The 17,667-nt window shown below is 63.3% G+C and carries 19 protein-coding genes and 1 riboswitch; of the genes, 9 read left to right on the forward strand and 10 right to left on the reverse strand.

The window, feature by feature from the left end:
* Window positions 1–43 precede the first annotated feature (43 nt).
* The 3 genes from hisS to V1277_RS20565 all read left to right on the forward strand — a co-directional run bounded on the left by hisS (window position 44) and on the right by V1277_RS20565 (window position 2,449).
* Window positions 44–1,585, forward strand: coding sequence for a histidine--tRNA ligase (hisS, locus tag V1277_RS20555; protein WP_334417856.1), 1,542 nt, complete (start codon window positions 44–46; stop codon window positions 1,583–1,585).
* Between the two features lie 113 nt (window positions 1,586–1,698).
* On the forward strand, window positions 1,699–1,902 hold the full coding sequence (locus tag V1277_RS20560) for a tautomerase family protein (protein ID WP_171710092.1): 204 nt from the start codon (window positions 1,699–1,701) through the stop codon (window positions 1,900–1,902).
* Window positions 1,903–2,053: 151 nt separating this feature from the next.
* Window positions 2,054–2,449: a thioesterase family protein gene (locus V1277_RS20565; RefSeq protein ID WP_334417857.1), complete on the forward strand. Its 396-nt coding sequence runs from the start codon at window positions 2,054–2,056 to the stop codon at window positions 2,447–2,449.
* A gap of 112 nt (window positions 2,450–2,561) precedes the next feature.
* On the opposite strand, the gene proC is transcribed toward V1277_RS20565, so the two are convergent.
* The 4 genes from proC to V1277_RS20585 form a co-directional block, all read right to left on the reverse strand.
* The gene (proC, locus tag V1277_RS20570) at window positions 2,562–3,428 is read right to left on the reverse strand and encodes a pyrroline-5-carboxylate reductase (RefSeq protein WP_334417858.1); all 867 of its coding nucleotides are present in this window, start codon (window positions 3,426–3,428) and stop codon (window positions 2,562–2,564) included.
* Window positions 3,429–3,553: 125 nt separating this feature from the next.
* Window positions 3,554–4,054 (reverse strand): YbjN domain-containing protein, encoded by a 501-nt coding sequence (locus V1277_RS20575; protein WP_334370175.1) that lies wholly within the window; start codon window positions 4,052–4,054, stop codon window positions 3,554–3,556.
* Between the two features lie 334 nt (window positions 4,055–4,388).
* Window positions 4,389–6,008, reverse strand: a complete 1,620-nt coding sequence (locus V1277_RS20580; protein WP_334417859.1) for a glycosyltransferase family 87 protein — start codon at window positions 6,006–6,008, stop codon at window positions 4,389–4,391.
* Between the two features lie 131 nt (window positions 6,009–6,139).
* Entirely contained in the window at window positions 6,140–7,117 is a 978-nt protein-coding gene (locus V1277_RS20585) for a Bug family tripartite tricarboxylate transporter substrate binding protein (protein ID WP_334417860.1), read from the reverse strand.
* Between the two features lie 186 nt (window positions 7,118–7,303).
* A riboswitch (FMN riboswitch) is annotated at window positions 7,304–7,456 on the forward strand.
* A gap of 77 nt (window positions 7,457–7,533) precedes the next feature.
* Between V1277_RS20585 and V1277_RS20590 the strand changes: the two genes are divergently transcribed.
* Window positions 7,534–8,112, forward strand: a complete 579-nt coding sequence (locus V1277_RS20590) for a 6,7-dimethyl-8-ribityllumazine synthase (protein WP_334417861.1) — start codon at window positions 7,534–7,536, stop codon at window positions 8,110–8,112.
* Window positions 8,113–8,297: 185 nt separating this feature from the next.
* Window positions 8,298–9,113 (forward strand): SDR family NAD(P)-dependent oxidoreductase, encoded by an 816-nt coding sequence (locus V1277_RS20595; protein ID WP_334417862.1) that lies wholly within the window; start codon window positions 8,298–8,300, stop codon window positions 9,111–9,113.
* A 150-nt stretch (window positions 9,114–9,263) separates the two neighbouring features.
* Here V1277_RS20595 and V1277_RS20600 read toward each other — a convergent pair whose 3' ends face one another.
* Both V1277_RS20600 and V1277_RS20605 read right to left on the reverse strand, forming a co-directional pair.
* The gene (locus V1277_RS20600; RefSeq protein ID WP_213248136.1) at window positions 9,264–10,217 is read right to left on the reverse strand and encodes a ribose-phosphate pyrophosphokinase; all 954 of its coding nucleotides are present in this window, start codon (window positions 10,215–10,217) and stop codon (window positions 9,264–9,266) included.
* A gap of 171 nt (window positions 10,218–10,388) precedes the next feature.
* Window positions 10,389–11,009: a hypothetical protein gene (locus V1277_RS20605; RefSeq protein ID WP_334417863.1), complete on the reverse strand. Its 621-nt coding sequence runs from the start codon at window positions 11,007–11,009 to the stop codon at window positions 10,389–10,391.
* Window positions 11,010–11,142: 133 nt separating this feature from the next.
* Between V1277_RS20605 and V1277_RS20610 the strand changes: the two genes are divergently transcribed.
* The gene (locus tag V1277_RS20610) at window positions 11,143–12,144 is read left to right on the forward strand and encodes an NADP-dependent oxidoreductase (protein ID WP_334417864.1); all 1,002 of its coding nucleotides are present in this window, start codon (window positions 11,143–11,145) and stop codon (window positions 12,142–12,144) included.
* 3 nt (window positions 12,145–12,147) lie between these two features.
* On the opposite strand, the gene pgeF is transcribed toward V1277_RS20610, so the two are convergent.
* From pgeF to V1277_RS20630, 4 genes are read right to left on the reverse strand one after another with little or no spacing between them, the layout of a single operon-like run.
* The gene (gene pgeF / locus V1277_RS20615; RefSeq protein WP_334417865.1) at window positions 12,148–12,915 is read right to left on the reverse strand and encodes a peptidoglycan editing factor PgeF; all 768 of its coding nucleotides are present in this window, start codon (window positions 12,913–12,915) and stop codon (window positions 12,148–12,150) included.
* Window positions 12,912–14,039 carry a class I SAM-dependent methyltransferase gene (locus V1277_RS20620; protein WP_334370168.1) on the reverse strand — a complete coding sequence of 376 codons (1,128 nt, stop codon included), beginning with the start codon at window positions 14,037–14,039 and terminating at the stop codon, window positions 12,912–12,914. The genes pgeF and V1277_RS20620 overlap by 4 nt, the downstream gene beginning before the upstream one ends.
* A gap of 8 nt (window positions 14,040–14,047) precedes the next feature.
* Entirely contained in the window at window positions 14,048–14,893 is an 846-nt protein-coding gene (gene lgt / locus V1277_RS20625; RefSeq protein WP_334417866.1) for a prolipoprotein diacylglyceryl transferase, read from the reverse strand.
* 12 nt (window positions 14,894–14,905) lie between these two features.
* Window positions 14,906–15,640 (reverse strand): dienelactone hydrolase family protein, encoded by a 735-nt coding sequence (locus V1277_RS20630; protein WP_334417867.1) that lies wholly within the window; start codon window positions 15,638–15,640, stop codon window positions 14,906–14,908.
* A gap of 184 nt (window positions 15,641–15,824) precedes the next feature.
* Here V1277_RS20630 and V1277_RS20635 point away from each other — a divergent pair, with 184 nt between their 5' ends.
* From V1277_RS20635 to pth, 3 genes are all read left to right on the forward strand, one after another.
* Window positions 15,825–16,115 carry an accessory factor UbiK family protein gene (locus V1277_RS20635; RefSeq protein ID WP_334370165.1) on the forward strand — a complete coding sequence of 97 codons (291 nt, stop codon included), beginning with the start codon at window positions 15,825–15,827 and terminating at the stop codon, window positions 16,113–16,115.
* 192 nt (window positions 16,116–16,307) lie between these two features.
* On the forward strand, window positions 16,308–17,030 hold the full coding sequence (locus tag V1277_RS20640; RefSeq protein WP_334366795.1) for a 50S ribosomal protein L25/general stress protein Ctc: 723 nt from the start codon (window positions 16,308–16,310) through the stop codon (window positions 17,028–17,030).
* Window positions 17,031–17,051: 21 nt separating this feature from the next.
* Window positions 17,052–17,657 (forward strand): aminoacyl-tRNA hydrolase, encoded by a 606-nt coding sequence (gene pth, locus V1277_RS20645; RefSeq protein ID WP_334417868.1) that lies wholly within the window; start codon window positions 17,052–17,054, stop codon window positions 17,655–17,657.
* Window positions 17,658–17,667 lie beyond the last annotated feature (10 nt).

Consider the following 17,667-nt stretch of genomic DNA (forward strand, 5'->3'; position numbering starts at 1 on the left):
AGCCCTGGTTGCCCTGCCGCGCCTCGGCTGGTACCTAGCCGCCATGGCTGAAAAACCCAAAAAACCGCAGAAACTGAAGGCGCGGCTGCCGCGCGGGCTCGAAGACCGTGGCCCGGCCGCGATTGCGGCCACGCGCCAGATGGTCGAGAAGATCCGCGAGGTCTACGAGCGCTACGGTTTTGAACCGGTGGAAACGCCGGCGATGGAGTTCACCGATGCGCTCGGCAAATTCCTGCCCGACCAGGACCGGCCGAACGAGGGCGTGTTCTCGTTCCAGGACGACGACGAGCAGTGGATTTCGCTGCGCTACGACCTGACCGCGCCGCTGGCGCGCTATGTAGCCGAGAATTTCGACGCGCTGCCCAAACCCTATCGCAGCTACCGCGCGGGCTACGTCTATCGCAACGAGAAGCCAGGCCCCGGCCGCTTTCGCCAGTTCATGCAGTTCGATGCCGATACTGTGGGCTCGGCCTCGCCGGCGGCGGACGCCGAGATGTGCATGATGGCTGCGGACACGATGGAAGCGCTGGGCATTCCGCGCGGCAGCTATGTCGTGAAGGTGAATAACCGCAAAATTCTTGACGGATTGCTCGAGTCAATTGGTCTTCTTGGTTCCGATAATGCTGGCCGCAGACTTACTGTGCTGCGGGCAATCGACAAGCTTGATCGGCTGGGCCCTGAAGGTGTGCATGAACTTCTGGGTGAAGGTCGCAAGGACGAGAGCGGCGACTTCACCAAAGGGGCAGGGCTTTCTCCGAAGGACATCAGCGTTGTTATGTCAGTTGTGACAGCGCCCAGCCTAGCGCGCCTAAAGGAAATTTTAGACCAAAACACAATGGAAACGGGAGGTGTGCCGGACCCGCATGGAGGTTTGGGACACTTGGACTACGACGACGCTTTGAATGAACTGATCGAACAATTTGAGCCGCTTGTAAGATCGGCCGGCTATAATTCAGACCGCATTCGCATTGACCCCACGGTGGTACGCGGACTCGAATACTACACAGGTGCGGTTTACGAAGTAGAACTCTTGCTCGACACCAAAGACGAAAAAGGCCGCCCCGTCCGCTTCGGCTCGGTCGGCGGCGGTGGCCGCTATGACGGCCTCGTCTCGCGCTTCCGCGGCGAGCCGGTGCCGGCAACGGGATTTTCCATCGGCGTGTCGCGCCTGCAGGCCGCGCTGACGATGCTCGGCAAGCTCAACACCAAGCCAGCATTTGGCCCGGTGGTCGTCACGGTGTTCGGCGGAGAAATTGCTGACTATCAAAAGATGGTCGCTGCTCTTCGCAACGCGAATATCCGCGCAGAGCTGTATCTCGGAAATCCAAAACACAGCATTGGCCAGCAAATGAAATATGCCGATAGGCGAAACGCGCCCTGCGCGATCGTCCAAGGGTCGGACGAAAGGGCGAATGGCAAGATCCAGATCAAGGATCTCATCCTTGGTGCGGGGCTTACCGAGATCAAGGATCGCGAAGAGTATTTGAAGAAACAGGCCGAGGCTCAGTACGAGGTCGACCAAGGCAAGCTTGTGGATGCCGTGCGCGAGGTGCTGGCGCGCCATGATGTGAAATGGGGTAACTGATTTTGTCATACGCGGGCTTGACCCGCGTATCCATCTTCAAAATGATGGATTGCCGGGTCTCAAGCCCGGCACTTACGGTTTGGCGAGTAAGCAAAACAAAGGGAGCACTACCAATGCCTGAGATCACCATCAGCATGGCCGCCGGCCGCACCGAAGAACAGAAAGTCGGCATGATGCGCGACATCACCCAGGCACTGGTGAAGAATCTTGGCGTCGATGCGGAAGCTGTCGTGATCCAGATCAACGAGGCGCCGCTCACCCACAAGATGAAGGGCGGCAAGACTTTTGTGGAGCGCGCTGCAGCGGCGAAGAAGTAGCTCTCCCGTCGTCCCTGCGAACGCAGGAACCCATAACCACCGAAGTCAGTTGCTGCGCCGAGCTGCGGCTTCAGGTTGCTCCAACAATGGACATGTGTGGTTATGGGTCCCGGCTCAAGGCCGGGACGACAGCGGTTTTGCGGAAGCATCCATGGACGCACGCGACTTCATCAAGATCGGCATGTGCGCCGAGCGGACGCTGGTCGTGCCGCCCGAGCGCACGGTCGGACATTTCGTGCCTGATATGCCGATGGTCTACGCGACGCCGATGATGATCCTGGAAATGGAGATGACCTCGAGCGACGCCATCCGCAGCCATCTTCAGCCGGGCTGGATCACGGTTGGCACCGAGGTCGATATCCGCCATCTCGGCGCCGCGCTGGTCGGCGCGACGGTGCGCGTCACGGCAAACGTCGTAGCCGTCGAGCGCCGCGTGATCCGCTTCGAGGTGGAAGCCTTCGAAGGCGAGCGCAGAATAGGCGACGGCCACCACGCCCGCGGGCTCGTCAATGCGGAGACGTTTACAAAGAGACTTGCAGGGAAGTAGCTGAAAGCGCTGAACCGTAGGGTGGGCAAAGGCGCGCTTGCGCCGTGCCCACCATCTGGCACCGTGCTCGCAATGGTGGGCACGCTGGCGCTTTGCCCACCCTACGATTCCGCTACTTCGCCAATTCCTTCGAGCGCTTCGTTGCCGCGGCGATCGCGCGGATCATCAGTGGCTGCAGGCCGTCCTTGGCCATCAGCACTTCCAGCGCTGCCGCCGTGGTGCCGCCGGGCGAGGTGACGTTCTGGCGCAGCGTGGCCGAAGCAAGTTCCGAGCGATGCAGCAATTCGCCGGAGCCGGCGACGGTTTCGCGCGCGAGCTTCGTTGCAAGCTCCGCCGGCAGGCCGGCCTCGACGCCGGCGCGCGCGAGCTCTTCGGCGAGCAGGAACACGTAGGCCGGGCCGGAGCCGGACACGGCGGTCACCGCATCCATCAGGCTTTCGTCCTCGACCCATTCGACCGAGCCGGTGGCGCGCAGCAGCGCGTCGGCCGTGGCGCGTTGCGCGGCGCTGACATTTTTCGCCGCTACCGCAACCGTGATGCCGCGGCCGATCGCGGCCGGCGTGTTCGGCATCGCGCGTACCACTATGCCGCCGCAGACTTCTTCAAGCGCCGCAATCGTCGTGCCCGCCATGATCGAGACGACGAGCGTGTTCGCTCCGACGAAGGACTTCAGCGCCGGCCCCGCTTCGCGGAACGTCTGTGGCTTCACCGCCATCACCAGCGTATCGACTGTAACCGCCTCCTTCGGATTGAGGCGGATGCCTTGCGCCACCAGCGCGCCGATCTCAGCGGATGGTTGCGGCTCGATCACGATCACGCGGCTTCCGTCGAGCCCGCCGGCCAGCCAGCCGGTCAGCATCGCGCCGCCCATCTTGCCCGCGCCGGCCAGCGCAATGGTGCCGCGGAGATTTTGGAGTGTGTTGGTATTCACGGTGTCACCATGAATTCTGCCGTCGTCCCTGCGAAGGCAGGGACCCATAAACACCGGCGGTTTTAGTAAAGCTCGGAAGGGGCCACAAGCAGTTTGCTTGAGCCTGGCGGTCACGGAGTATGGGGTCCCTGCTTTTCGCAGGGACGACACTGTGCGTGTGGAAGCGGCGGGGCCTACGCCTCACCCTCGGTATCGAACATCGCCGCGGTCATCGCCTCCTCCGCGCTCTTTCCCGCCCAGACCACGAACTGGAACGCGGGGTAGTAGCGCTCGCAGGCGTGGATGGCGCCGGCCAGCATGACCTCGCATTGCGCGGTGGAGGCGGTCAGCCCACCCGGCAGCAGCAGCGCTTGCCGGTACATGATCATGCCGGTGTGGGTCCAGATGTCGAAATGGCCGACCCATAATTGTTCGTTGATCGCCGCGATCAGCCGCTGCACTTCCGCGCGGCGTGCGGGGGGAATCTTCATGTCGAAGGCGGAGGCCAGGTGCAGCGCCTCGATCTCCGCCATCCAGGTGAAGGAGAGCTGGTAGTCGGTCCAGTTCCCCTTGGAGACGATCGTGACTTCGTCTTCGCCGGAGCGCTCGAACGCCCAGTTGTTTTCGGCGGCGATGTCCTCGACGGCCGCGAGCGGGTTGTTCCGGGAATCAATAATGCTTTCGAGGAGGGACATGCCGTCTCGACCCTGTTTCTTGAATTCTTCTGATACGCACGCGGAGCACGGCGCGCGTTGAACCGATGCGGCTGCGCCGACTGCAATCCCCCGTTCGCGGATCATCCCGGGGCCTGCCGAGTTCAAGTGATGTGATTTGCGGAATCCGCGCAACTCACCCCTGAGTCCGTCCACAGGCCAAACCGGCGTCGTCCACAGGTGTTCGGGGCTACAAATGCAAATTTGAGAACAAACCGGAATCGGATTCCGGAACTAAGGAATCTTGCCGCCACAATGGTTAACGGACGGTTAAGAAGGCCTCTTCGCGTTCGCCGGTGCTCCAAGAGGGCACGGCCTACTCGCGCGCTGCCAATGGACACGCCTCGATCGCAGTCCCGAGCTGCGCGCCCTCGATTTCGACGCAGGGCCTGGAACGATCCACGCGCAGACCATACCGCTCCAGCAACTGTTCGCGGATCGGCTTGCCGCGCATGTGCAATTCCCATATGCCGCCCGGCATTGGTGATTTCAGCCCGGCACGAATGCGGCGGTCGAACCTGCCATCGGGCACGATGGGCAAGGCGATGTCGGCGATCTGGTAGAACCGCGACTGCGATGGCAGCAGTGGGGCGACATAGGCCAGCGGCTTGTCGATGATGAGATAGTTTGCAGGCTGGTGAAGCTGCTCGGGAATCGCGGGGTTGAATGGATTGGACCAGGGCCGGCGGAACCAGTCACCCGGTTGCGACCACAATGCGATCAACAGGGCTGTCGTGACAATCACCGAATCGACGCGCAGCGACGATGCGCCCTGCGTATTTGCTCCGAACGGCACAGCCAGAGTGCGGGAAATCAACAGGATGATCAGCGGCGCGCACAAGAGCTCCAGCACGATGGCGTAGCGCTGAATCGAAAACACGGCGAGCCATGTCGCATAGGAGACGATGAAGAACAGCAGGAATTGGATGTCGCGTTGCGTGAAGATCGTAACGCGGGTGACGAGAGATCTTCCGATACCGAACACGAGGAGCAGCGTCGCGACCGCAAATCGCGCATCGCGGAACGGATATTCCGAGCTCCTGTTGTCGCCGGCCAGCCAGTAGAATGGATAGGCCAGCGCGTCCAGCAGGCCGCGCGGCATGAACTGCCAGTCCATGATGTTCATCGGGACCAGTTCTTTGGACTGGAACACGGCATTGAAGAGCGGGAAAATCGGATTGCCCATCTCGCGCCAGAGCATCAGCCCCCAGGCGCCGCCGGTCGCCAGCGCGCCGATCAGCCCGCCAACTCCGAGACAGAGCGTTGCCAGCAGCGGCCGGGCCGCAACCAGCACGGCTGCAGCCGCTCCGAGCGCATAGACGACGTTGGTCAGCTTCAGCCCGACGGCCGCGCCGATCAACAGCCCGGCGAGGACGTAGCGCCCGTGATGCGATCGATTTGCCGACAGGATCAGGATACAGCCTGCAACGATCGGAAGCGCGGTGAGGATGTCGGAGAAGCTCGTGCCCACTTCCGAAAGCGTCATCGGTCCGACGGCCGCAATCAGGACCGCTGCCCCGATCGCGCTTGCCGTCGCCGCTTCCCGCAGCAGGACGCGGACGAGAAAATAGATCAGCAGCAGATTGAGGCCGTGTACCGCGCCGATGATCATCAGGCCGTAGGGTGCCGGCAGCAGATGGCGCAGATAGTAAAGCGGGAAATAGACGGTCGGATTGAAGTAGGTCTGAAAGCCGGCCGGCAAGGCATCGATGCCGTAGCGGCCGTTGATGACGGCCCAGACATTGTACTCGTGGTAATTTTGCCAATCCCAGTTGACGTCCTCGCCGGCAAACCAGGTGTAGATCGCGCCGGCCAGCAACGAGCCGAGCGCGATCGCCATCGGCACCAGGACATTGGTCTGAAGGATTGGCGTTCGCCGGGCCCGGTCCGCGGGCCTTGCTGCATCCGTGCCGGCAACGTCAGCGGCGTGTGTCACGCTTGTTCCATTTGCGTCGCCCGGGCGATCTGGAGTTGGGCACGATAGACACCTCTAGGATGCCGGCTTTAAGGATTCGTGAAAGTTTCGCCGTGCATCGGTGCGTCCCGGACCGTTCGCAAATCGCCGTCTCACTCCGGCTTGAGACCGCCTGCGCGGACCACCTTGCCCCATTTCTCGGTCTCGTCTGCGATCAGCCTGCCGAAATCGGCAGGCGAGCCCGGCATCGGCGCGCCGCCGATCGCGGCAAGCCGGGCCTTCATGCCGGGATCGGCGATCGCCGCGTTGATCTCCTTGTTGAGCTTGTCGACGATCTCGGCCGGCGTGTTCTTCGGCGCCGCGAAGCCGTACCACTGGCTGGCTTCATAGCCTGCCACGACATCGCCTACGGTCGGAACCTCCGGCAGCTCCGCCATGCGCGTGGCCGTCGTCACCGCGAGCGCGCGCAGCTTGCCGGTCTTGATGTGATCGGCGGTACCGGGCGCGGCCGCAAACAGGATCTGCACCTGGCCGCCGATCAGATCGCTCAGCGCCGGGCCCTGGCCGCGATAGGGGACGTGGACCATGTCGACGCCGGTCATCATCTTGAACAACTCGCCCGCCATATGCGGCGCGCTGCCGCTGCCGGCGGAGGCCATGTTGATCTTTCCGGGGTTGGCTTTGGCGTAAGCGATGAATTCGGCCAAGGTCTGCGCTGGCACCGCAGGGTGCACCAGCACCACCATCGGCACACGAATGACGCCGGCGACCGGCGCAATGTCGCGGACGAAATTGAAACTGAGCTTTTCGTAGAGCGAGGCGTTGACCGCATTCGGCACCGTCGCCAGCAATAGCGTGTAGCCGTCGGGCGCCGCGTTCACGACCGCCTCGGTGCCGATATTGCCGCCGGCGCCGGTTCGGTTCTCGACGACGAAGGGTTGCTTGAGATGGTCGGCCAGCCACTGGCCGATCAGCCGCGCCGTGATATCGACGCCGCCGCCGGCAGCGAAGCCGGCCACGATCTTCGTCGGCCGCGTCGGATAATCGAGCGCGGATGCCAGTCGCGGCAAGGCAGGTGCAGCGATGAGTGCGCCAGCCAGCTTGAGGAAATTCCGACGAAGAATTTTCATGTTGAGCGTCCCCCAGTTCTTGGCAAGCCTATCCCAATTGCCGCGGTTTGAGTAAAGGCAGCGATCCGGCAGGGCAGATGCCCTGTTCCGGCGGCATGGGCACATGCCGTTTCCCCATGCCAAAGACGCTTGCTGCCGCCCCGGCCTTGGTCATATCCTGAAGGCAGGTCGTCCATTCCGGGCGACCGATGTTCTCAGGGCGGGGTGAAAATCCCCACCGGCGGTAAGGGTGACGTAGCCCAAGCCCGCGAGCGCCTTCTTCTCGCCAGAGCAGAAGGGTCAGCAGATTCGGTGTGATTCCGAAGCCGACGGTTACAGTCCGGATGAAAGAGAACGGTTTGCGGCGGCCTCGCACGTTTACGCGTGGGCCGGTGTCGTTCCGTATGCCCTGATTCTGGTCCTGAAAGAGGAAAGCCATGAATCAGATGTTGCAACAGCCTGAAGTCCAATCCCAAGCAGCCGAAGCCCATCACGTTCCTGACGTGCCCGAGCGTCCGCCGGCGCCGGTGCATCCGCGTTTCGTCAAGCCGCAGCGCATCGCCTTCGTGCAGTCGTCGTGGCACCGCGACGTGGTCGAGGAATGCCGCATTGCCTTCCTCGAAGAGATCGAGGCGCGCCATATCACGCGCGCGCAGGTCGATCTGTTCGAGGTGCCGGGCTCGTTCGAGATACCGCTGCATGCGCAACTGCTCGCCAAGACGCGGCGCTACACCGCGATCGTGGCTGCAGGCCTCGTCGTCGACGGCGGCATCTATCGCCACGAATTCGTCGCCGACACCGTGATCAAGGCGCTGATGGATGTGCAGCTCAGGACCGAAGTGCCGGTATTCTCGGCGGTGCTGACGCCGCAGCAATTCCATGAAAGCGCCGTGCACCACGAATTCTTCCGCAAGCATTTCGTCATCAAGGGCATCGAGGTCGCAGAAGCCTGCGCCAACACGCTACACAGCCTGGAGCGGCTGCGCGGACAAGTGGCGGCGGGGATTGGGGGGTAGCTCAACCCGTCATTGCGAGGAACCACCGGGTCCGGCCTTCGGCCGGCCCGATGATAAACTCCGTGACGAAGCAATCCATCCTTCTTTGCGGTTCGATGGATTGCTTCGCGGAGCCTGTCATCAGGCGCGCATTCGCGCGACCTGGTGGCTCGCAACGACGAATGAACTCTCGATTGGAGGCATCGATGGTCAACAGCTCGCAGGAATCTTCCGATTGGCTCGGCCTGTCAGGCCGCGTTTGCGTGGTGACGGGCGGGGGAGGCGGGATCGGCCGCGCCGTTGCCCTCGGTTTTGCCCTGGCCGGCGCCCGCGTGGCCGCGATCGATCTCGATGAACGTGGCCTTGAGATAACGCGCGCCGAGCTCGTCAAGCTCGGCGCCGATCATGTGATCGCGTGCTGCGATACGACGGATGTCGAGAGCGTTACCGCTGCGGCCGCGATGATCGAGAGATCGCTGGCACCGTGCAACGTGCTGGTCAACACCGCGGCCGTGCTGCGTCCCGGCGCGCTCGACACCTTGTTGCTTGCCGAATGGAACGCCGTTCTCTCCGTCAACCTGACCGGCTACTTCCTCTGCGCGCAGGTGTTCGGCCGGCAGATGCGCGCGCTTGGCCGCGGCAGCCTGGTTCACGTCGCCTCGATCGCGGGCAGCAATGCGCAAGGGCAGAGCGGCGCCTACAGCGTCAGCAAGGCCGGCGTGATCATGCTGTCGCGGCAGCTCGCCAACGAGTGGGGACCGCACGGCATCCGCAGCAATGTCGTCAGTCCCGGCATGGTGATCACGCCGATGAGCCAGGCGTTCTACGATACACCCGGCGTCACCGAACGCCGCGCCGCAGTCGTGCCGTTGCGGCGGGTCGGCATGCCGCAGGACATGGCCGATGCGATCCTGTTTCTCGCCAGCGACCGCGCGTCCTATGTCAACGGCGAGGAGATCATGGTCGATGGCGGCTACGCCAATATGTTGATGAATTTGGTGCCGCGACCGGGATTTGAATGAGGGAGCGTATGACGGTGTTGTAGGGTGGGCAAAGGCGCGCTTGCGCCGTGCCCACCATCTATTGCGGCGTCGTCAAATGGTGGGCACGCGGAGCCTGTCATCGGGCGCGCATTCGCGCGACCCGTTGGCTTTGCCCACCCTACAAGTCGCCTAGTCGAACAGGCTCGACACCGATTCTTCCGACGCGGTGCGGCTGATCGCCTCCGCGATCAGGGGCGCGATCGACAGCGTGCGGATGTTGGCAGCCTTGTTGACCGCTTCCGTCGGCAATATCGAGTCGGTGATCACGAGCTCTTTCAGCTTTGAGGAGGCGATGCGCGCGGCAGCGCCGCCAGAGAGCACGCCGTGGCTGATATAGGCGTAGACTTCCTTGGCGCCGTTGGCGATCAGGGCGTCGGCCGCGTTCACCAGCGTGCCGCCGGAATCGACGATGTCGTCGATCAGGATGCAGGTGTAACCGGCGCAGTCGCCGATCACGTTCATAACCTCGGATTCGCCGGCGCGCTCGCGGCGCTTGTCGATGATGGCAAGCGGCGTATTGATGCGCTTGGCCAGCCCGCGCGCGCGCACCACACCGCCTACATCGGGCGACACCACCATCACATTGCCGAGGTCGAAGCGCTCCTTGATGTCGCGCACCATCACCGGCGAGGCGTAGAGATTGTCGGTCGGGATGTCGAAGAAGCCCTGGATCTGGCCGGCGTGCAGGTCGAGTGTCATCACGCGGTCGACGCCGGCATGGGTGATCAGGTTGGCGACGAGTTTGGCCGAAATCGGCGAGCGCGAGCCCACCTTGCGATCCTGCCGCGCGTAGCCGAAATAGGGAACCACCGCGGTGATGCGGCGGGCGGAGGCCCGGCGCAGCGCATCGGTAATGATCAAGAGTTCCATTAGATGGTCGTTGGCCGGAAACGACGTCGACTGAATGATGTAGACGTCCGAACCGCGGACGTTTTCCTGGATTTCGACGAAGATTTCCATGTCGGCGAAGCGCCGGACCACCGCCTTGGTCAGCGGCAGATGCAGCCAGTTCGCGATTTCCTGGGCCAGCGCGGGGTTGGAATTGCCAGCGACCAGCTTGATCGAGCCGTTCTTGGCCGCCATCAACGCTTCTCCTCGCGCCTTGCTGGATACGACGTTCAGCATATCGAGAAGTCCTCGGGAACCGGCGCGTTTTGTGAGCGAGGAGATATCAGGCGGGTGGCTCGGCTGGCAACCCGTTGATGTCGTTTTCCCGGTCAAAAATCGGCCGATACGGGACTTTAACAGGGCTGTTTATTGGGCGCTGAAACCGAGCGCCGTGACCCCGGCCGCATCCTGGGCGGGTACTGTTTCTTCCGCACTCGCGACCGCGGGACCGCGGCGCTCCGGGGCCGGCGCAGGCGCTGCATCCGGGCTTCCGTTGACCATGCCGGACAGACCGCTGAGGCCGACCTGCGCGATTTTCCGCAACACGAGGTCGTCGGCTGCCGCCCAGGCGTCGCGGCCAGCCTTGCCGGCGGGCTCTTCGCCGGAAAGGCGCAGCGCGCGCTGCTGGCCGTTGTCATAGACGTCCCAGACCCAGGCGATCACGGTCTTGCCGCGAACCACCTGCGCCGACAGATAGCTGCGCACGCGGTAGGATGCTCCGCCTTCGCGCGAGACGATCGACAGGTTTCGCAGCTTCGATTCGCTGTCGAGCACGCTGACCATCCGGTCGAATACCTGCGGCGGCGGACCGTCGATTGATTCGAACGCCACGGTGGGACCGCCGCCCCCGCTCGGTGCCATCGCATACGAGCCGCTGGCGGCGCCGCCGCCGGCACAGCCACCGAGCGCGCAAGAAACGACAAGCAGCACTGCTGCGATCAAGGCGCGCGGGGTTTGCAGGCACGAAGCAATCAAGATGTTCCTCATTGCTCCCTGCGATATCGTTAAAATGTGTTAAGGTCTAGGGCAGCGCGTGGATAAGCTCGCCAAAAAGATTGCGTCCGGCTCGTCCCGTCTCTCCTTCTTGTTGCCAGAATTCTTCAACGCCGCAGGATCATCCATGCGAACCTTTGTCCTCGACGGCTATGGCGCGATCGCCGACCATGTCCACCTTGCCGGAATCGCCGATCCGGCCCCGGGCGCCGAAGACGTCCTGATCGAAATCCATGCCGCCAGCCTCAACCCGATCGACTTCAAGATCGTGCATGGCGACTTAAAGCGCGTCTCGAAATATCGACTGCCGCGCCCCTTCGGCTTCGATGCCAGCGGCATCGTGCTGTCGGCAGGCGCGCGTGCCACCCGCTTCAAGCCGGGTGATGCGGTCTATGCGCGCGCCTCGCGCGAAACGATCGGCACGTTTGCCGAGAAGATCGCGCTGCAGGAGCAATTCGTGGCGTTGAAACCGGCAGCCATCTCGCATGCGGAAGCTGCGGCGCTGCCGCTGGTGGGGCTGACGACCCTGCAGGGATTTGCGCGCGTCAAGGCACGCGCCGGCCAGCGCATTCTGATCCACGCCGGCGCCGGCGGGATCGGCACGTTCGCGATCCAGTACGCCAAGCATCTCGGCCTCGAGGTTACCACGACCACGAGTTCAAAAAACGCCGATTTCGTCAAATCGCTCGGTGCCGACCGGGTCATCGCCTACGACCGCGAGAACTATCTCGAAGCGGGCGGGGACTACGACATTGTCTACGACACGCTCGGCGGCGCATTCACGGTCGATGCCTTCAAGGTGGTGGAGCGGGGCGGCGCTGTGATTTCCCTGAGTGGACCGCCCGATCGCGATTTCGCCCGCCGCGAGGGCGCGGGCTGGCTGGTCCGCGCGGCGGTCTGGTTGATGAGCCGCAAGGTCTATGCCGCAAGCGCCGAGGCCGGTGCGAGCTATTGCTGGTTTTTCACCGAGCCGAGTGGCGATCAGTTGCGCGAGATCGCCCACCTGGTCGACAGCGGCGCGATCAAGTCGGTGATCGATCGCGAATTTGCCTTCGAGCAATTGCCGGCGGCGCTCACCTACCTGGAAGCCGGCCGGGCGCGGGGCAAGGTGGTGCTGCGGGTGAAATAAGAATTACTCGCTCGCCAGCGCGATCGCGTGTACGTGGCGGCCGTAGTCCGGCTCCTTCCGGTGCACCGAGCGGCGGTAGCTGTAGAAGCGCTCGTCGGAATAGGTGTCGACGCCGAGGTCGTCGATCATCAGGATGCCGGCATTCTCCAGCCGCATGCGGATGAATCCGGGAAGATCAAACATCGAATGACCCGCACGCACTGACGGGATGAAGAACACGCCATTCTCCGCATCGGCATCCATGAAGCGCTCGACGAGTTCACTGCCGACTTCATAGGAGTGCTGGCGGATCAGCGGGCCGATGGCGGCAACGATGCCGGAGCGGTCGGCGCCGAGTTTTTCCATTGCGTCGATGGTGGATTCCAGAACACCCGTCAGCGCGCCTTTCCAACCGGCATGCGCGGCACCGATCACGCGCGCGGCGGGGTCAGCGAAAAGGATCGGACCGCAATCCGCCGTGGTGACACCGATGGCGATGCCTTCCGTGCGGGTGACGAGCGCGTCGGCGCGCGGCTTGTCGCCCGGCCATGGTCCGGTCGCGACCACAGCGTCGGGCGAATGGATCTGGTGCACGCTGAGCAAGCGCTCGGGCGTAACCCCCATCTGCTCGGCCATCCGGCGGCGGTTTTCCGCGACATTGGCCGGATCGTCGTTGGAGCCGAGCCCGCCATTGAGTCCTTCGTAAATTCCACTGGATACCCCACCCTCGCGGGTGAAGAACGCATGGCGCAGCCCGGGAATGGCTGACAGCAGCGACGATCCGAACGTCATGCTTTTTCGTCTCCCGGTGCTTGCGGTTCATCGCTGAGGCCTGCAACCGAGGTGAGATTTGGTTCGGTAACCGCAAGCACCTTGAACATCGATCCCATGCCGCCGCGGCCGCTGTCGGTCAGGCGCTTGAGCGCGGCGGAAATATCGGCGGAAACCTCCGCCGTGGTTTTTCCCATCAGCGTGACGGCGCGGGTCTCGATGCCGAGCCGCTTGAGGAATTCGCCCTGCGTCACCGGACCATGAACGCGCGCCCCGACGTCTTCCGCCGCGCGCGCCAGCGCCTGGAAATCGACATGGGCGGTGACGTCGGCCTGTCCGGGATTTTTCAGGGGATCGGCAAAACTGTGCCGGGCGATAGCCTGGAAGGTATCGCCGGCGTCGCTGCGCAGATGTCCGTAATCGATGATCAGAGCCGCGCCGTCCTGGTCGCGCACCCGCGATGCGATCTTCATCATCTCGGTATCCGGCCGCCATTCGAACACGGCGCCGATCGGGGCCGCGCGCACCAGCGGCGGCAGCAGCACCTCGAAGCGCGGCATCGGGTCATCCGCGGCCGCGAATACCAGCTTACCATTGGCATCGAGCTCGACGACGCGCTCGTGCCAGCCGGTTTCGCGCTTGACCACCTGATGGATCGGCAGCACGTCGAAATATTCGTTGGCGAGAATGACCGCGGGGCCCTCGGGCACGTCGTCGATACTGTCATGCCAGGTGATGTTGCGCGCGCCGGATAGCGTCGCCTGCTGCTTCTCGCGCAGCACCGGATTGACCTCGACGAGATGGATCTGGATCGATTGATAGAGCGGCGGCAGCACCCGGACCGCGCGGAGCGCGTCCGCCATCATGGTGCCGCGGCCGGGGCCGAGCTCGACCAGCCGCAGCATCGGCGGCGAACCGATCGCCTTCCACACCGAGGCCGTCCATAGCCCGAGCAGCTCGCCGAACATCTGACTGACCTCGGGCGCGGTGGTGAAATCGCCCTCGCGGCCCAATGGATCGCGCGACACGTAGTAGCCGTGCTCGGGATGCATCAGGCACAGCTCCATGTACCGCCAGACCGGCATCGGGCCTGACGATCTGATCAGCTTGTGGATCTCCGACTGTAACGGCGAATATTCGGTCACGGCCTGCCTTAAATCGACTTCTCTATATGCTGCGGCGTCTCGCGGCGCCATGCCATCATGATCAGGATGGCTCCGGCAATGATCATCGGTACCGACAACAGCATACCCATGGTCAGCCCGCCCCACAAAAATCCGAGCTGAGGATCGGGCTCGCGGAAGAATTCGCTGGCAATCCGCGCAAGGCCGTAGATCGCGATGAAGCTGCCGAGGATCAGGCCCGGCCGCTTCAGCGCGCCCATCCGGACCATGGCCGCCAGGACAACGAACAGCAGGAAACCCTCAAGCGCCGCTTCGTAGAGCTGGCTTGGATGGCGGAAAAGTTGAAGCGGGTCATCGGGAAAGATCATTCTCCAGGGCACGCTGGCATCCGCCTCACGCCCCCACAACTCCCCTTTGATGAAATTGGCAAGCCGCCCGAGGAATATTCCGATCGGAGCGACGGCGGTCGTGATGTCGCCGAGCGACAGGATGGAGATCTTGTTCTTGAGCGCAAACAGCATCACCGCGGCGACGCAGCCGAGAAAGCCGCCATGGAAGGACATGCCGCCTTCCCACAGTTTGAAAATGGCGATGGGGTTCTGGATGAAGAAGGCCGGGTTGTAAAACAGCACATAGCCGGTGCGGCCGCCGACGATGATGCCAATCGTGACCCAGAGAATGAAGTCGTCGAGCTGCACGGGTGCGATCGGCGCCGGCCCGCCCCATAATTTCTCTTTCCTGATCAGCGCGCGCGCATAGATCCATCCGAGCACGATGCCGCAGATATAGGCCAGCGCATACCATCGGATCGCGAACGGTCCGATCGAGATGGCGACCGGATGGATTTCCGGAAAGGCTATGGTGAGAAGGGGCATTGGGCGGGAGGTCTAGTGCGCGAGGTTGCGGCGATAGAGCGCCAGCAGACGCTCCCAGTGCCGCTCGGCAGCGTCGCGATGATAGACCGGACGCTTCGGGAAGGCGAAGCCGTGATGGGTGCCGGGATAGATCTCGACCTCGTTCTTCGTGCCTTCCATTGCCTGCTTCACCTTGTCGATGATCTCCTGCGGCGCGAAGATGTCGGTCTCAGCGCAGGCGAAATAGAGTTCTGCCTTGGTCCTCGATGCAGCCAGATGCGGGCTGTCGGGCTGGTCGGTCGCGAGATGCGTGCCATAGATCGAAGCCGCCGCCTTCACGCGATCCGGAAAATGGGTTGCCGCGTTGACCGCGTAGCGGCCGCTCATGCAGTAGCCGACGGTGCCGACGACCTTCATGTTTGCGGCAGGTTGCGTCTCTGCATAAGCGAGCAGCGCCTTGGTGTCCTCCATCACCATGGGAATATTGATGGAGTTCATGAAGCCGGACATCCGCTTGCGCTCGGGCGCTTCCGGATCCGGCGGGATCGGTCCCAGCTCCATGACGCCGGAGCGGTAATAGAGGTTGGGCAGCATCACGTAATAGCCCGACGTGCCGAGCCGCCGCGCCATGTCGCGCAGTTCCTCGCGGATCGCCGGTGCGTCCATGTAGAAGATGATGACCGGGAAGGGGCCGCCGCGCTCAGGGTGGGTGATGAAGGTCGTGGTCTTGCCGTCCTTGGTCGCAATATCGATCTGCTGGTCGATCATGGGCGCTGCTTTTTGCGTTACGATTCTGGTGTCTGGCTGGCTGTTCGATACGATTGCAAGGAAACTGCAGCATGACAAGGCGAACGGCCGTCACGTTGGCGTTGAACCGCGCTCTTGAACGTTTCGCTTGGGATTGCCATTGTCTTGTCGTGACGATCAATTTGCAGCGACCGGAGCGTTTTAGATGACCCAGACCAGCAATCGGTTTTTCGACGAGATCGGCCGTTTGATGAATGACGCCGCCGGCGCCGCCCAGGGCGTCAAGCGCGAGGTCGATACCGTCATGCGCAACCAGGCCGAACGCATCCTGCGCGATCTTGATGTCGTCAAGCGCGAGGAGTTCGATGTGGTCAAGGACATGGCCCGCCTGGCGCGCGAGGAGAATGAGGCGCTAAAGAGCCGGATTGCTGTTCTGGAAGCCAAGCTCGGCATTGCGCCGGCCACGCCGGACGCCGGCGTCCTGGCGGACGGGTAGGGGATTTGCCCACCCTCCCCTGGAGGGGGAGGGTGAAGAACAAGAAAAATCCCTTCATTTCCTTGTCATTTCGCCCCTTTGGGGCTAAAAGCCCGCCACGTCCGCAGCCCCCGCACCCCTGGAGGCTTGCTGTGGGACGCCAACGGGCCGCGATGCGGCCTTTAACTTTTTAGAAAACAAGGACTTAACACGATGGCGACCGTCAAGGAATTGAAGGCGACCGCGCGTCCGCAGAGCGGCAAGGGGGCCGCCCGGGCAGAGCGTCGCGCCGGGAGAGTGCCCGGAGTGATCTACGGCAACAACCAGCCCCCCGTGACCATCTCGGTCGACGACAAGGAACTGCGCCAGCGCATCCTGGCCGGCCGTTTCCTGACCACGCTGTTCGACATCGATCTCGAGGGCAAGAAGCACCGTGTGATTCCGCGCGACTTCCACCTCGATCCGGTGAAGGACTTCCCGCTCCATGTCGACTTCCTGCGGCTCGGCGAAGGCGCGACCATCCGCGTCAGCGTGCCCCTGCATGTCGTGAACGGCGAAACTTCGCCCGGCGTCAAGCGCGGCGGCACCATCAACGTCGTCACCCACACCATCGAGCTCGAATGCTCGGTCGACAACATTCCGCAGTACATCGAGGCCGATGCCGGCGCACTGGAAATCAGCTACTCGCTGCATCTGTCCGACATCAAGCTGCCGACGGGCGTGAAGTCGCTGTCGCGTGAGGACGCAACGCTCGTGACCATCGTGCCGCCGTCCGGCTACGCCGAAGAACAGAAGGCTGCGGCGGCTGCCGCGGCGGCAGGCACGGCCGCTCCGGCGGCGGGTGCCGCTCCGGCTGCTGCTGCCGCGCCTGCGGCGGGAGCTGCCGCTCCGGCGGCTGGCGCGAAGGCGCCGGCTGGTGGCGACAAGAAGAAGTAAGCAGCGGCAGGATGCCGCGTCATGCGCCTGTTTGTTGGCCTAGGTAACCCCGGTTCGAAATACGCGAACAACCGGCACAACATCGGGTTCATGGCCGTCGATGAAATTGCGCGGCGTCACGGTTTCGCACCGTGGCGCCGCCGTTTTCAGGGCGAGACATCCGAAGGCACGCTCGATCGCGAGAAGGTCGTTCTGCTTCGGCCGGCCACCTACATGAACGAGTCCGGGCGCGCGGTTCAGGAAGCCGCGAACTTTTTCAAGCTCGGCGCCTCCGACATCACCGTGTTTCAGGACGAGCTCGAACTGCCGCCGGCGAAAGTCCGCGTCAAGGTCGGCGGTGGTATCGCCGGCCACAACGGGCTGCGCTCGATCACCTCGCATATCGGCAACGACTATCGCCGGGTGCGGCTCGGGATCGGCCATCCCGGCATCAAGGAGCTGGTGCACGGCCACGTGCTCTCGGATTTCGCCAAGAGCGACCGCGCCTGGGTGGAAGCACTGTGCGCGGCGGTGGCCGAGAATGCGGGCTTGCTGGCGGCAGGGCACGACTCCTCGTTCCAGAACAAGGTGCATCTGGCGCTGCAGGCCAAGGGAATTTTCGACAAGGGTGATGATGGCGCGGCGTGACGCGTTGTCG

It is taken from the genome of Bradyrhizobium sp. AZCC 1588 (genome assembly GCF_036924735.1).
In the GTDB taxonomy this organism is placed as follows: domain Bacteria; phylum Pseudomonadota; class Alphaproteobacteria; order Rhizobiales; family Xanthobacteraceae; genus Bradyrhizobium.